This is a genomic window from Pseudomonas sp. KH_040 (assembly GCF_057839305.1).
Map to the genome: position 1 here is coordinate 4,236,259 of NZ_CM174487.1, position 13,703 is coordinate 4,249,961.

At 58.1% G+C, this 13,703-nt stretch carries 13 protein-coding genes; 6 read left to right on the forward strand and 7 right to left on the reverse strand.

The window, feature by feature from the left end; genetic code table 11:
* Positions 1 to 7 precede the first annotated feature (7 nt).
* The 4 genes from crcB to AC3IUF_RS18860 form a co-directional block, all read right to left on the reverse strand.
* Positions 8 to 382, reverse strand: coding sequence for a fluoride efflux transporter CrcB (gene crcB / locus AC3IUF_RS18845; RefSeq protein WP_007908079.1), 375 nt, complete (start codon positions 380 to 382; stop codon positions 8 to 10).
* A complete protein-coding gene (locus tag AC3IUF_RS18850; RefSeq protein WP_489278968.1) occupies positions 382 to 1,704 on the reverse strand; it encodes a replication-associated recombination protein A in 1,323 nt (440 codons plus the stop codon). The genes crcB and AC3IUF_RS18850 overlap by 1 nt, the downstream gene beginning before the upstream one ends.
* A gap of 141 nt (positions 1,705 to 1,845) precedes the next feature.
* A complete protein-coding gene (gene lolA, locus AC3IUF_RS18855; protein ID WP_489278969.1) occupies positions 1,846 to 2,466 on the reverse strand; it encodes an outer membrane lipoprotein periplasmic chaperone LolA in 621 nt (206 codons plus the stop codon).
* Between the two features lie 67 nt (positions 2,467 to 2,533).
* A complete protein-coding gene (locus tag AC3IUF_RS18860) occupies positions 2,534 to 4,942 on the reverse strand; it encodes a DNA translocase FtsK (protein WP_034155142.1) in 2,409 nt (802 codons plus the stop codon).
* Positions 4,943 to 5,238: 296 nt separating this feature from the next.
* Between AC3IUF_RS18860 and trxB the strand changes: the two genes are divergently transcribed.
* The 5 genes from trxB to AC3IUF_RS18885 all read left to right on the forward strand — a co-directional run bounded on the left by trxB (position 5,239) and on the right by AC3IUF_RS18885 (position 8,527).
* Positions 5,239 to 6,198 (forward strand): thioredoxin-disulfide reductase, encoded by a 960-nt coding sequence (gene trxB, locus AC3IUF_RS18865; RefSeq protein WP_123376618.1) that lies wholly within the window; start codon positions 5,239 to 5,241, stop codon positions 6,196 to 6,198.
* Between the two features lie 63 nt (positions 6,199 to 6,261).
* Positions 6,262 to 6,942 carry a leucyl/phenylalanyl-tRNA--protein transferase gene (gene aat, locus AC3IUF_RS18870; RefSeq protein WP_489278970.1) on the forward strand — a complete coding sequence of 227 codons (681 nt, stop codon included), beginning with the start codon at positions 6,262 to 6,264 and terminating at the stop codon, positions 6,940 to 6,942.
* Positions 6,943 to 6,999: 57 nt separating this feature from the next.
* A complete protein-coding gene (locus tag AC3IUF_RS18875) occupies positions 7,000 to 7,707 on the forward strand; it encodes an arginyltransferase (protein WP_007908064.1) in 708 nt (235 codons plus the stop codon).
* Between the two features lie 112 nt (positions 7,708 to 7,819).
* A complete protein-coding gene (gene infA / locus AC3IUF_RS18880; RefSeq protein WP_002553999.1) occupies positions 7,820 to 8,038 on the forward strand; it encodes a translation initiation factor IF-1 in 219 nt (72 codons plus the stop codon).
* A 267-nt stretch (positions 8,039 to 8,305) separates the two neighbouring features.
* Positions 8,306 to 8,527, forward strand: coding sequence for a hypothetical protein (locus AC3IUF_RS18885; protein ID WP_489278971.1), 222 nt, complete (start codon positions 8,306 to 8,308; stop codon positions 8,525 to 8,527).
* Positions 8,528 to 9,085: 558 nt separating this feature from the next.
* On the opposite strand, the gene clpA is transcribed toward AC3IUF_RS18885, so the two are convergent.
* Entirely contained in the window at positions 9,086 to 11,356 is a 2,271-nt protein-coding gene (clpA, locus tag AC3IUF_RS18890) for an ATP-dependent Clp protease ATP-binding subunit ClpA (RefSeq protein ID WP_007920210.1), read from the reverse strand.
* 30 nt (positions 11,357 to 11,386) lie between these two features.
* Positions 11,387 to 11,770: an ATP-dependent Clp protease adapter ClpS gene (gene clpS, locus AC3IUF_RS18895; RefSeq protein ID WP_011334948.1), complete on the reverse strand. Its 384-nt coding sequence runs from the start codon at positions 11,768 to 11,770 to the stop codon at positions 11,387 to 11,389.
* A 224-nt stretch (positions 11,771 to 11,994) separates the two neighbouring features.
* Here clpS and AC3IUF_RS18900 point away from each other — a divergent pair, with 224 nt between their 5' ends.
* Positions 11,995 to 12,300, forward strand: a complete 306-nt coding sequence (locus tag AC3IUF_RS18900; protein ID WP_123376865.1) for a cold shock domain-containing protein — start codon at positions 11,995 to 11,997, stop codon at positions 12,298 to 12,300.
* An 86-nt stretch (positions 12,301 to 12,386) separates the two neighbouring features.
* Here AC3IUF_RS18900 and icd read toward each other — a convergent pair whose 3' ends face one another.
* The gene (gene icd / locus AC3IUF_RS18905; RefSeq protein WP_007920207.1) at positions 12,387 to 13,643 is read right to left on the reverse strand and encodes an NADP-dependent isocitrate dehydrogenase; all 1,257 of its coding nucleotides are present in this window, start codon (positions 13,641 to 13,643) and stop codon (positions 12,387 to 12,389) included.
* Positions 13,644 to 13,703 lie beyond the last annotated feature (60 nt).

Below are 13,703 nucleotides of genomic sequence, written 5' to 3' on the forward strand. Positions count from 1 at the left end.
CTCGTTATCAAAGTTTGGTCAAAGACAGGCCAGCCCACGTCGCGAGCAGCCCGCCGAATACGCTGAGTGCCGCATAGCCCAAGGCCAGCGGCACTTGCCCGCTTTCCAGCAGGCGCACCGTATCCAGTGAAAAGGATGAAAAAGTCGTCAGCCCCCCGAGGAAGCCGACCATCAACCCGGCACGCACCTCGATCGGCACCTCCGGGCGTATCAAAAACAGGCCGTACAACACGCCAATCAGCAGACAGCCCACGATATTAACGGCCAGCGTCGCGGTATAGAAGTGCCGCGGCCAATTGGCGTTGACCCAATTGCCGGTAGCGAAGCGCAACAAGGTGCCGGCAACCCCGCCGGCGGAGACCGCAATGATCAATGGAAGCACTATTTTCTCCGCTGCCGAGGGCTTAAACGGTCAAGTTGGGCGAGGTGGTTGAGCTTCTCGCCGATCTTCAACTCCAGGCCGCGCGGCACCGGTTGGTAAAACGGTATCGGCTCGAGTTCTTCCGGGAAATAGTCTTCGCCGGCGGCGTAGGCGTCTGGTTCGTCATGGGCGTAGCGGTATTCGTCGCCGTAGCCCAATTGTTTCATCAGTTTGGTCGGCGCGTTGCGCAGGTGCAGCGGCACTTCCAGCGAGCCGTTTTCGGCGGCGGCACGCAGCGCGGTTTTGAATCCCATGTATACCGCGTTGCTTTTTGGCGCACAGGCCAGATAAGTAATGGCTTGAGCAACCGCCAACTCACCTTCGGGGCTGCCGAGGCGTTCCTGCACTTCCCACGCGGCGAGGCACAGGCTCAATGCGCGCGGGTCGGCGTTGCCGATGTCTTCGCTGGCCATGCGCACTACGCGTCGGGCCAGGTACAGCGGATCGCAACCGCCGTCGATCATCCGCGCAAACCAGTACAGCGCGCCATCGGGGTTGGAGCCGCGCACGGATTTGTGCAGCGCCGAGATCTGGTCGTAGAACGCTTCGCCGCCCTTGTCGAAACGCCGGCGCGTGTCGCCGAGCAGGCTTTGCAGCAGATCGATGCCCATCTCGCTGTTGTCATCGGCCAGATCGGAGGCATTCTCCAGCAGATTGAGCAGACGCCGGCCATCGCCATCGGCGGCCGATAGCAGCATCTGAAAACCCTCATCGCTGAGGGTCAAGTTACGTTTGCCCAGCCCGCGCTCTTCGGTGAGCGCGCGGTGCACCAGTTTGCGCAGCGCCGCTTCATCGAGGCTTTTCAGCACGTAGACGCGGGCGCGCGACAACAGAGCGTTGTTGAGCTCGAACGAAGGGTTTTCGGTGGTGGCGCCGATGAAGATCAGCGTGCCGTCTTCAACGTACGGCAGGAATGCGTCCTGCTGGGACTTGTTGAAGCGGTGCACTTCATCGACGAACAGAATCGTGCGCTTGCCGTACTGGCCGGCCTGCTGCTTGGCGATTTCAACGGCCTGACGGATCTCCTTGACCCCGGCGAGCACCGCCGAGACCGTTTCGAAGTGCGCATCGGAGACTTCCGCAAGCAACCGCGCCAAGGTGGTTTTACCCACGCCCGGCGGGCCCCAGAAGATCATCGAATGCAGGGCACCCTGCTCCAGCGCCTCACGCAGAGGTTTGCCGCGAGCGAGCACGTGCTCCTGACCGACGTACTCATCCAGATTGGTCGCACGCAAACGCGCGGCCAGTGGCTGGGCAATCGGTGCACTGCGAAACAGATTCATCACGTAGCGTTGAAACCTCTATTTTGCCGATCATTGCCCCTGTAGGAGTGAGCCTGCTCGCGATAGCGGTGGGTCAGACGATGAAGATGTGACTGACAAATCGAATCGCGAGCAGGCTCACTCCTACAAAGGGTTTTGGGTTTATTCCTGGATTACGTCGGCACCCTTGGGGATGTCGAACTTGAACTTCGACGCTGGAACCGGCTCATTGGCCTTCACCCCGGTAAACAGGATATTGGTGCGCTGGCCGACGCTGTCGATCAGTTGCATATCGTTAAGCAGATTATTGCGGAAGGACAGGCGCAGATTATCGAACAAGGTGTCCTTGGTTTTCGGCTTGAGGGTGAAGTCGATCACGCCGCCCGCCTCTTTCGCGGTGATATCAAAGCTCTGGCTGATCTTCGACACATCACCGGACAACAGCAGCGCCGGGGTCTGGGTCAGACGCTCGTCGAGCTTCTTGATGGTCGCCTGTTCCAGATCCGGGTCCCACAGGGTGACTTTCTTGCCGTCGGAGACCATGGTCTGCTCGGCCGGCGCATTGGTGTGCCAGTAGAACAGCCCCGGACGCTGCAGGGTCATGTCGCCGGTGGTTTCCTGCAACTGCGTGCCGCTGCCGTCGAGGGTCAGCTGCGAGAAGTTCGCGCTCAGGGTCTTGGATGTTTCCAGCAATTGGGTCAGACGCGCCACGTCCTTGTCATCGGCGTGGGCCGTGATCGTGGTCAGCGCCAGTACTGGCAACAGCATGCGGATAAGACGCATGGGAGTCCTCTTGAATACTCGTTGGGAGAGCGGCGGCACATCATTGTCCCGCCTCTTGCGTTTGCAATCAGTCGCGTACCGGGCCCGGGGCCAGGACTTCACGGGAACCGTTGGTGTTCATCGAGGTGACGACCCCGGCCATTTCCATGGCTTCGATCATCCGTGCGGCGCGGTTGTAGCCGATCTTCAGCTTGCGCTGTACCGCGGAAATCGAGGCACGACGGCTTTCCAGAACAAACTGTACAGCTTCGTCGTACAGCGCGTCGGCTTCCGGATCATCGCCATCGCCACCACCGCTGCTGCCTTCAAAACCGCTGCCGGCTTCTTCGACACCGTTGAGGATGTCGTCGTTATATTCCGGCGCGCCGCGCAGTTTCCACGCCTCGACCACACGATGGACTTCGTCATCGGAAACGAATGCACCGTGAACCCGGATCGGCAGGCTGGTGCCCGGCGGCATGTAAAGCATGTCACCGTGGCCGAGCAGTTGTTCGGCGCCGCCCTGGTCGATGATGGTCCGCGAGTCGATCTTGCTCGACACCTGGAACGCCATACGGGTTGGAATGTTGGCCTTGATCAGACCGGTGATCACGTCCACCGACGGCCGCTGGGTTGCAAGGATCAAGTGAATACCGGCCGCCCGCGCCTTCTGGGCAATACGGGCGATCAGTTCTTCAACCTTCTTGCCGACGATCATCATCATGTCGGCGAATTCGTCGACCACCACAACGATGGTCGGCAGCTTTTGCAGCAATGGCGCTTCGTCGTGGATGCTTTCACGCTTGTACAGCGGATCGCTCAACGGCTCGCCGGCGTCCTGGGCCTCCTTGACCTTGGCGTTGAAGCCGGACAGGTTTCGGACACCCATCTTCGCCATCAGCTTGTAGCGGCGCTCCATCTCGGCGACGCTCCAGCGCAGGGCATTGGCGGCATCCTTCATGTCGGTGACGACCGGGCACAGCAGGTGCGGAATGCCTTCGTAGATCGACAGTTCCAGCATTTTCGGGTCGATCATGATCAGCTTGGCGTCTTCCGGGCCGGACTTGAACAGGATCGACAGAATCATCGCGTTCACACCCACCGACTTACCGGAACCGGTCGTACCGGCCACCAGCAAGTGCGGCATCTTCGCCAGGTCGGTGATGACCGGCTTGCCACCAATGTCATGACCGAGTGCCAGGGTGACCGGCGATTTGAAGTTGTCGTACTCGGGCGTCGACAGCACCTCGGAGAAACGTACGATCTGCCGGTCTTCGTTGGGGATCTCGATACCGACGGTGGTCTTGCCCGGAATCACCTCGACCACCCGCACACTGGTCACGGCCAGGGAACGCGCAAGGTCTTTGGCGAGGTTGGCGATGCGGCTGACTTTGACGCCGGCAGCCGGCTGGATTTCGTAACGGGTAATCACCGGGCCTGGGTGGATCGAATCCACCGTGACCTCGACCCCGAACTCCTTCAGCTTGATCTCCAGCAAGTGGCCGACCGCCGCCAGGGATTCCGGTGAGTAATTGAGTTGTTTCTTTTCCGCCGGATCAAGAATCGAGATCGGCGGCAAGGTGCCTTCCACGGCGCTGTCGACGAACAACGGCACCTGTTTTTCCTTCTGTACGCGCTTGCTTGGCTCGGGCGCCTTGGCCGGAGCCGGGGCGATAACCGGCGGCACTTGTTTCTCGCGATCGGACATGTGCTTGCTCAGGGCTTGCTCACGTTCGATCAGGCGTTCTTTGACTTTGGCCTGCTCACGTTTGTCGGTCACCGTCGGCGCGACCACGTCGTGGACGCGATCGTCGACTTCACGCAGTTGCGCAACCAGTTGTTTGCGTTCGGTACGTGCCGACCACCAGCGATTGAGCGCGCCTTGAAACAGTTCGAACAGATCAAGGGTGATCTTGCCGGTGATGTCCATCACTTTGAACCACGACAGGTCAGTGAACACCGTCAGGCCAAACAGGAACAACGCAATGAACAACAGCGTGCTGCCCTGAATGTTCAGCGCATTCTTCGCCAGATTGCCGAGACTTTCGCCCAGCGCGCCGCCCGCACCTGCCGGCAGACCCGACGCTGCGTGGAAATGCAGATGCGCCAGCGCCGCGCCGGACAGCACCAGAAACACCAGACCGATCAGACGCCAGGAGAACAGCCAGCCGCTCCACTGCCACGGTTCGTGGCGCTGACGGAAGATCTGGTAGGCCTTGATCGCCAACAGCAGCGGGAAGATGTAGGCGAAGTAACCCAGCACCATAAACAATATATCGGCGCTGTAGGAGCCCGCCGGGCCGCCGAAATTCTGTACGTCGTCGATCTTGCTGTTGTGGCTCCAGCCTGGATCGTCCTTGCCGTAGGTCAGCAAAGCCATCATCAGGAACAGGCACAAGGCACCGATGGCGATCAATGCACCTTCCTTGAGCCGGTAGTGCAACTGTTGGCGCCAGAGCGGAACGACTGTTTTTGGTGCTTCGGTGGATTTCTTCAAAACGCTTCTTTTCCTGCGCCCAAGGCGCGTCCATCTATTGAATGACGATAAAAACTGCCCAATCCAGGCAGGTAAAAAAGTGAACGAGCGCAACTGAGACTACTTTTAACACTGCGTCGCGCATTTTATAAACACAGCGCAGCGCGAATATTCTGTAACAGCCCGGCATTGTACGGGTTTGTGCGTCTGATGCCATGCTTCAAGCCCCAGGATTGAGCATAGTCAAGCACACAGAAGCCGCGACTCAATTTGAGCATGCATTACCTTTTGTGACAAAGGCTTATGAGGTGTATTTGATGAACGTAGCGAAGCATTCACGCCTGATCATCCTCGGCTCCGGCCCGGCCGGTTACAGCGCTGCCGTGTATGCCGCCCGCGCCAACCTCAAACCCGTGGTCATTACCGGCCTGCAGGCCGGTGGCCAGCTCACCACTACCGTCGAAGTCGACAACTGGCCCGGCGACGTCGAAGGCCTCACGGGCCCGGTACTGATGGAGCGCATGCAGAAACACGCCGAACGCTTTGCCACAGAGATCGTTTACGACCACATCCACACCGCCAAGTTGCAGCAGCGCCCGTTCGAGCTCACTGGCGACAGCGGCACTTACACCTGCGACGCACTGATCATTGCCACCGGGGCCTCGGCGCAATACCTGGGACTGCCTTCAGAGGAAGCCTTCGCCGGCAAAGGCGTATCCGCCTGCGCGACCTGTGACGGCTTTTTCTATCGCAATCAGGTGGTCGCCGTGCTCGGCGGCGGCAATACCGCCGTCGAGGAAGCACTGTACCTGTCGAACATTGCCAAGGAGGTGCATCTGATCCACCGCCGCGACAAGCTGCGTGCGGAGAAAATCCTGCAAGACAAACTGTTCGAGAAAGCCGCGAACGGTAACGTGCGCCTGCACTGGAACCAGAATCTCGACGAAGTACTCGGCGATGCCAGCGGCGTCACCGGCGCACGACTGCGTGACAGCCATACCGGCGAAACCACTGAACTGGCGCTGGCCGGCGTATTCATTGCCATTGGTCACAAACCCAACACTGATCTGTTTCAGGGACAACTGCCGATGCGTGATGGGTACTTGCTGGTCAAGGGTGGCAGTGATGGCGATGCTACGTCCACCGAGATTCCCGGGGTGTTTGCCGCCGGCGACGTGGCCGACCACGTTTACCGTCAGGCGGTGACATCGGCAGGCGCCGGCTGCATGGCCGCACTCGATGCCGAGAAGTATCTGGACGACATTCCGGTCATTTAACGGCACACTTTATCGCGGGCCAAACGGCCCGCACCGCCCTCCCCTTCTGCAAGCCTGGATGCCATGCTGACTTGGTTACAACGTAATTCCCTGACTTTTCCACCGCTGGAAAAGGCCATGCGCGACCCCAACGGATTGCTCGCCGCCGGTGGCGATCTGTCGGCCGACCGACTGATTCAAGCGTATCGCCATGGCTGTTTTCCATGGTTTTCCGAAGGCCAGCCGATTCTCTGGTGGTCGCCGGATCCGCGCACGGTATTGTTTCCCGACGAACTGCATGTCTCGCGCAGCCTCGGCAAATTGCTGCGCCAACAACGCTATCAAGTGACCTTTGATCAGGACTTCGACGCAGTGATCCGCGCCTGCGCTGCACCACGGGATTACGCCGACGGCACCTGGATCACCCAAGCCATGCAGGACGCCTACGTTGAACTGCATCGCCGCGGCTTCGCGCATTCGGTGGAGGTCTGGGATCAAGACGAACTGGTCGGCGGCCTGTACGGCCTGGCGATGGGCCAACTGTTTTTCGGCGAATCGATGTTCAGCCGCGCCGACAACGCGTCCAAATTCGGTTTTGCCACCTTGGTGCGCCACCTGAAAGACGCGGGATTCGCGCTGATCGATTGCCAGATGCCGACCGATCATCTGCACAGCCTCGGCGCGCGGGCAATTCCTCGTCAGCAATTCGCCGATTATCTGGCACATCACCTGGATCAACCCAATCGTGCCAACTGGGTTTGCTGAGCGACTTTTGCGCGCGTGGCTTACACTTAATTCACCAGCTTATCCCGAGGGTTGATCATGACCGAGTTGGCGCGTTTGAAGTTCTATGCCACTCAGCCTCACTCTTGCAGTTATCTGCCCGAGGAGCAGGCCACGACCCTGTTTCTCGATCCGAGCCAGCCCATGGATGTGCATGTCTACGCAGACCTGTCGGAAATGGGCTTTCGTCGCAGCGGCGATCATCTGTACCGCCCGCATTGCCAGAACTGCAATGCGTGCGTGCCTGCGCGCATTCCGGTGGCGCAGTTCACACCCAATCGTCAGCAGAAGCGGATTTTCAAACGCAACACGGATTTGCAGGTGCGCCCGGCCAAACCGCAGTTCAGCGAAGAATATTTCGATCTGTACCAGCGCTATATCGAACAACGCCACGCCGACGGCGATATGTACCCGCCGAGCCGCGATCAATTCTCGACTTTTCTGGTACGCGATCTGCCCTTCTCGCGCTTCTATGAGTTCCGACTCGACGGACGGTTGCTAGCCGTGGCCGTGACCGACTTACTGCCGAACGGTTTGTCGGCGGTGTACACCTTCTACGAACCGGCCGAGGAACGCCGTAGCCTTGGCCGATTTGCCATCCTCTGGCAAATCGCCGAGGCACAGCGCCTCGGACTTGAGGCGGTGTACCTCGGTTACTGGATCAAGAACTGCAAAAAGATGAACTACAAGACGCAATATCGCCCCATCGAATTGCTGATTAATCAGCGCTGGGTCATCCTCAACTAAACCCAAGCCGTAAACCCCTTGGCGTAAACCCCATTTTTCGGGCACAATGCACGCCGCTTTTGCCTGGCGCAGTTGCACCGGGCCATTCATTGGATACCGAGGGCTTTACTGCATGTCGAAAGAAGACAGCTTCGAAATGGAAGGCACTGTCGTCGACACCCTGCCCAACACCATGTTTCGTGTGGAGTTGGAAAATGGGCACGTCGTAACCGCGCATATTTCCGGCAAGATGCGCAAGAACTACATTCGTATTCTTACCGGTGACAAAGTGCGCGTCGAGCTGACGCCCTATGACTTGAGCAAAGGGCGCATCACTTACCGCGCTCGTTAATCAAGTCAATACAAAACGCCCGGTTTATGCCGGGCGTTTTTGTTTGTGCGTTTTGGGGGTTGGTTTGGGTTTGGGGGCATATCCGTTGCTGCGGGTGCTGCCGCTGGCGGTTTCGCTCTTACAGCGAGTCACCTTTTCCAAACGCCGAAAAGGTAACCCAAAAGGCTTTGCCCCGGCGTACGGCACTTCGCTGAGGCTCAGTGTTCCCTCGCTACGGTGTCCATCCGGGGGCATCGCCTACGGTTTGCTTCGCTGCACCTCCTCTCGATGTATGCGGCTTCGCCGCACGGCGCTGCGCGCCTAACCCCCGGATGGACACCTACGCTCGGCCTGCCGAAGGGGCAAAAGATCAAAAGCCAAAGCAAGATCAAGAGCCAGAGCCAGAGCCAGAGCCAGAGCCAGAGCCAGATCAAGAGCCAGAGCCAGAGCCAGAGCCAGAGCCAGAGCCAGAGCCAGAGCCAGAGCCAGATCAAGAGCCCCTCACCCTAGCCCTCTCCCGGAGGGAGAGGGAACTGACCTTGGTGTTTGGGCGAGGTACGCCGACATGTGATACCGAGTCGAACTCAGATTTTGAAAAGCTCAAAAATCGGCCCCCTCTCCCTCTGGGAGAGGGCTGGGGTGAGGGGTGAATCCAACACCAATCCTAAGCCGAACACGCTGTTGCTCCTCACCACTCAACAGGATGAGCGTTAGCTCGGCTGCGGCTTTTGATCTGCAAGGCGACGTCGGAAGGCTGAGTGGAGGGATTGATCCGGGCGTGGGAGCGCAGCGACCGTTTGGCGCAGCCAAACACAGCGAGAGGAGGTGCAGCGAAGCAAACCGTAGGCGCTGCGCCCGGATCGATCCCGGAGCGAAGGAACCCCGAGCCCCAGCGAGCGGGCCGCACGTAGGAGCAAGCGTTTTTTGCTTACTTTTTTTGGCGTTTGAAAAAAAGTGAGTCGCCGTAAGGGCGAAACCGTAATAAGCCATCACCGCAGCAACGGATATACACACAAAAACACCAGACAACAAAAAGGCGCCCGAAGGCGCCCTCTTGATCCAAGGCCATCAGGCCATTTCTGCGGTAGTCTCGAAGTCAAACGTCAACTCACCATCCTTGATGTCGATGTGCACCACACCGCCATGCTCGGCCAGCTCGCCAAACAGAATCTCCTCCGCCAACGGACGCTTGATCTTGTCCTGAATCAGACGCGCCATCGGACGTGCGCCCATTGCCGAGTCATAACCACCCGCCGCCAGCCAACTCCGCGCAGCATCAGTGACCTCAAGCAGCACACGCTTGTCTTCCAGCTGCGCCTGAAGCTCGGTAAGGAACTTGTCCACCACACTTTTGATGACCTCATGGCTGAGGCGACCAAACTGGATAATGGTGTCCAGACGGTTACGGAACTCCGGTGTGAAGCTCTTCTTGATCACTTCCATCGCATCAGACGAGTGGTCCTGATGGGTGAAACCGATCGAAGCCCGCGCAGCCGTTTCGGCACCGGCGTTGGTGGTCATGATCACGATCACGTTGCGGAAATCCGCCTTGCGCCCGTTGTTGTCAGTCAGCGTACCGTGGTCCATCACCTGCAGCAGCAGGTTGAAGACTTCCGGATGCGCTTTCTCGATTTCATCGAGCAGCAATACGCAGTGCGGCTGCTTGGTGATCGCTTCGGTCAACAGACCGCCCTGATCGAAACCGACATAACCTGGAGGCGCACCGATCAGACGCGATACGGTGTGACGCTCCATGTACTCGGACATGTCGAAACGCACCAGCTCGATCCCCAACGCCTTGGCCAGTTGTCGCGCGGCCTCGGTTTTACCGACACCGGTCGGGCCTGCGAACAGGAACGAACCGACTGGCTTGTCAGGCGACTTGAGGCCGGCACGAGAGAGCTTGATCGCGGTTGACAGCGAATCGATCGCCGCGTCCTGACCAAACACCGTCAGCTTCAGGTCACGCTCAAGGTTACGCAGCAACTCCTTGTCGGAGCTGGTGACGTGCTTAGGCGGAATCCGCGCGATTTTCGCGACGATGTCTTCGACGTGCGGCACCTCGATACGCTTGGCGCGCTTCTCGACCGGTTGCAGACGCTGATAGGCGCCCGCCTCGTCAATAACATCAATGGCTTTGTCCGGCATGTGTCGGTCATTGATATAGCGCGACGCCAGTTCAGCAGCGGCACGCAGCGCTTCGTCGCTGTATTCGATGTTGTGGTGCTGTTCGAAACGCCCTTTCAGGCCGCGCAGGATACCAATGGTGTCTTCCACCGATGGCTCGACGACATCGACCTTCTGGAAGCGACGCGCCAAGGCGCGATCCTTCTCGAAGATGCCGCGAAACTCCTGGAACGTGGTCGAACCGATGCAGCGAATGTCGCCAGACGACAGTAGCGGCTTAAGCAGATTCGAAGCGTCCATGACCCCGCCCGACGCAGCGCCCGCACCAATAATGGTGTGGATCTCGTCGATAAACAGAATGGCTTGCGGACGTTTTTTCAATTCATTGAGCAACGCCTTGAAGCGCTTCTCGAAATCACCGCGATACTTGGTGCCCGCGAGCAGAGCACCGAGATCGAGCGAATAAACAACACTACCGGCCAGCAGATCCGGCACCTGGTTGTCGACAATGCGCTTGGCCAGACCTTCGGCAATCGCGGTTTTACCCACGCCTGCTTCACCGACCAGCAGCGGATTGTTTTTGCGCCGACGCGCGAGAATCTGCGCGACACGTTCGACTTCCGATTCACGACCGACCAGCGGATCGATACGACCCTGGCGCGCGAGTTCGTTGAGGTTGCTGGCATAAGCATCCAGAGGATTGCCTGAAGAAGAAGACTCACCGCCCTCGTCGTCCTGCATATCTTGTTCACCTTCAGAGTGATCGCCATGCCCCGGCACTTTGGAAATGCCGTGTGCGATGTAATTGACGACATCGATGCGCGCAACGCTCTGCTGTTTCAGCAGAAACACTGCCTGACTCTCTTGCTCACTGAAGATGGCAACCAGCACGTTGGCGCCGGTTACTTCGCGTTTGCCCGAGCTCTGTACGTGGAAAACAGCACGTTGCAGTACACGCTGGAAGCCCAGGGTTGGCTGGGTTTCGCGATCTTCGTCATGAACGGGGATCAATGGCGTGGTGGAGTCGATGAACTCCTGCAGGTCATGCTTGAGTTTGTCGAGGTTTGCGCCGCAGGCACGCAAAACGGTGGCGGCAGCCTCATTGTCCAATAGGGCCAGCAAAAGGTGTTCGACGGTCATGAATTCATGACGTTTCGAACGAGCCTCCTTGAAGGCTAGATTGAGGGTGACTTCGAGCTCGCGGTTTAACATAGCTTCACCTCATACCCAAGTGGTCGGCGATTAACCGTCCTTCTCGATTTCACAGAGTAGCGGATGCTGGCTTTCCCTGGCGTACTGGTTGACCTGCATGGCCTTTGTCTCGGCGATGTCGCGGGTAAACACTCCACATACTGCCCGTCCTTCTGTGTGGACGGCCAGCATGACCTTGGTCGCCAGCTCGCGATTCAGGTTAAAAAACACCTCGAGCACTTCGACGACGAAATCCATCGGTGTGTAGTCATCGTTGAACAAAACCACCTTGTACATCGGCGGCGCCTGTAACGCAGGCTTTGCTTCCTGAACAGCAACGCCTGCCGAATCGTCGTCGTGCTCCTGTGGAAGATCCTTTTGGAGAAGCGGGCGATCCTGATTGAATGTTAGTCGAATCTGGCTGATTGCATGCATGGAAAGAAAGGTTCGTCAGTTGTGCAAATACAGTGGTGGGGGCGGTTGTACGCGTTTTCAACTCCGACTGCCCGGTCACCTTGACTATCGGGAAAACGGTGTTACAACCAATAGAGCCCACAGTGGGTAAAAAAGATCCGCGGAGTCAATCCTTTTAACGGATTAGATTGCGGATGAATTGGATGATACTCCAGCGATGGAGTCTGTTGCAGAGGGATTTGAGCATGGCTGTCGGCAAGGTGAAATGGTTCAACAATGCCAAGGGATTCGGCTTTATCAATACCGACGCCCGTGAAGGCCGCGATGAGGATGGCAAAGAGATCGACTTTTTTGCTCATTTTTCTCAGATTAAGATGGACGGATACAAAACCCTTAAGGCCGGGCAGGCGGTGGTTTTCAGCATTATCCAAGGCCCCAAGGGGCTGCATGCCGTAAACATCCAGTCAGTCGAACCATCCAGTGCCATTGATAGTGCAGCTGTCAGCGCTGCTGCCGCTGCCGCTGCCGCTGCCGCAACTGCCAAAGCGTGAGCTGACTGATCTTCACCTGAATATCCCAAGCAATAAAAAACCGCCTGACTCAATGAAGAATCAGGCGGTTTTTACGTGCCCGCGTTTTACATATGCGAAATCAGCGCATCGCCAAAGCCCGAAGACGAAACCAGCTTGGCCCCGTCCATCAGACGCTCAAAGTCATAGGTCACAGTCTTGGCCGAAATAGCGCCGTTGGTGCCCTTGATGATCAGATCCGCCGCCTCAGTCCAGCCCATGTGGCGCAGCATCATTTCTGCCGAGAGAATCAGCGAACCCGGGTTGACCTGATCCTTGCCGGCGTACTTCGGCGCCGTACCGTGGGTCGCTTCGAACATCGCCACGGTGTCGGACAGGTTGGCGCCCGGCGCGATACCGATACCGCCCACTTCCGCCGCCAAAGCGTCGGAGAGGTAGTCGCCGTTGAGGTTGAGGGTCGCGATCACATCGTATTCGGCCGGGCGCAGCAGGATCTGCTGGAGCATGGCGTCGGCGATGGCATCCTTGACCACAACATTCTTGCCGGTTTTCGGGTTTTTGAACTGCATCCACGGGCCGCCGTCGAGCAGGGTCGCGCCGAATTCTTCGGCGGCCACTTCGTAGGCCCACTCTTTGAAGGCACCTTCGGTGAACTTCATGATGTTGCCTTTGTGCACGATGGTCAGCGAATCGCGGTCGTTATCGACCACATATTGCAGAGCCTTGCGCGCCAGACGCTTGGTGCCTTCCAGCGAAACCGGCTTGACGCCGATGCCGCAGTTTTCGTCGAAACGGATTTTGGTGACGCCCATTTCTTCTTTAAGGAATTTGATGACTTTGGTGGCTTCCGGCGAACCGGCCTTCCACTCAATGCCGGCATAGATGTCTTCGGAGTTCTCGCGGAAGATGGTCATGTCGACGTCGCCAGGCTTTTTCACCGGGCTTGGCACGCCTTCGAACCAGCGCACAGGGCGCAGGCAGACGTACAGGTCGAGTTGCTGACGCAGGGCCACGTTCAGCGAGCGGATGCCGCCACCGACCGGCGTGGTCAGCGGGCCTTTGATGGAAACCACATAATCCTTGACTGCATCGAGAGTTTCCTGAGGCAGCCAGGTGTCCTGATCGTAAACCTGAGTGGCTTTTTCCCCGGCGTAGACTTCCATCCAGGAAATCTTGCGTTTACCGCCGTATGCCTTTTGAACTGCAGCATCGACAACCTTGATCATCACCGGGCTGATGTCGACACCAATGCCGTCACCTTCGATGAAGGGGATGATCGGGTTATCAGGAACATTGAGAGAATGGTCTGCATTGACGGTGATTTTGTCGCCGACGGCTGGAACCTGAATCTTCTTGTAACCCATGCTGAACTCCATTGTTTGGATTGAACATCTGGCTTGGTTCGAGCGTAACCCAGTTAAATC

Bases quoted from the DNA above. Each gene is read 5' to 3' on its own strand.
- AC3IUF_RS18850 (WP_489278968.1), bottom strand. From the start codon at position 1,704: ATGAATCTGTTTCGCAGTGCACCGATTGCCCAGCCACTGGCCGCGCGT.
- lolA (WP_489278969.1), bottom strand. From the start codon at position 2,466: ATGCGTCTTATCCGCATGCTGTTGCCAGTACTGGCGCTGACCACGATC.
- trxB (WP_123376618.1), top strand. From the start codon at position 5,239: ATGAACGTAGCGAAGCATTCACGCCTGATCATCCTCGGCTCCGGCCCG.
- aat (WP_489278970.1), top strand. From the start codon at position 6,262: ATGCTGACTTGGTTACAACGTAATTCCCTGACTTTTCCACCGCTGGAA.
- AC3IUF_RS18875 (WP_007908064.1), top strand. From the start codon at position 7,000: ATGACCGAGTTGGCGCGTTTGAAGTTCTATGCCACTCAGCCTCACTCT.
- infA (WP_002553999.1), top strand. From the start codon at position 7,820: ATGTCGAAAGAAGACAGCTTCGAAATGGAAGGCACTGTCGTCGACACC.
- AC3IUF_RS18885 (WP_489278971.1), top strand. From the start codon at position 8,306: ATGTATGCGGCTTCGCCGCACGGCGCTGCGCGCCTAACCCCCGGATGG.
- clpA (WP_007920210.1), bottom strand. From the start codon at position 11,356: ATGTTAAACCGCGAGCTCGAAGTCACCCTCAATCTAGCCTTCAAGGAG.
- clpS (WP_011334948.1), bottom strand. From the start codon at position 11,770: ATGCATGCAATCAGCCAGATTCGACTAACATTCAATCAGGATCGCCCG.
- AC3IUF_RS18900 (WP_123376865.1), top strand. From the start codon at position 11,995: ATGGCTGTCGGCAAGGTGAAATGGTTCAACAATGCCAAGGGATTCGGC.
- icd (WP_007920207.1), bottom strand. From the start codon at position 13,643: ATGGGTTACAAGAAGATTCAGGTTCCAGCCGTCGGCGACAAAATCACC.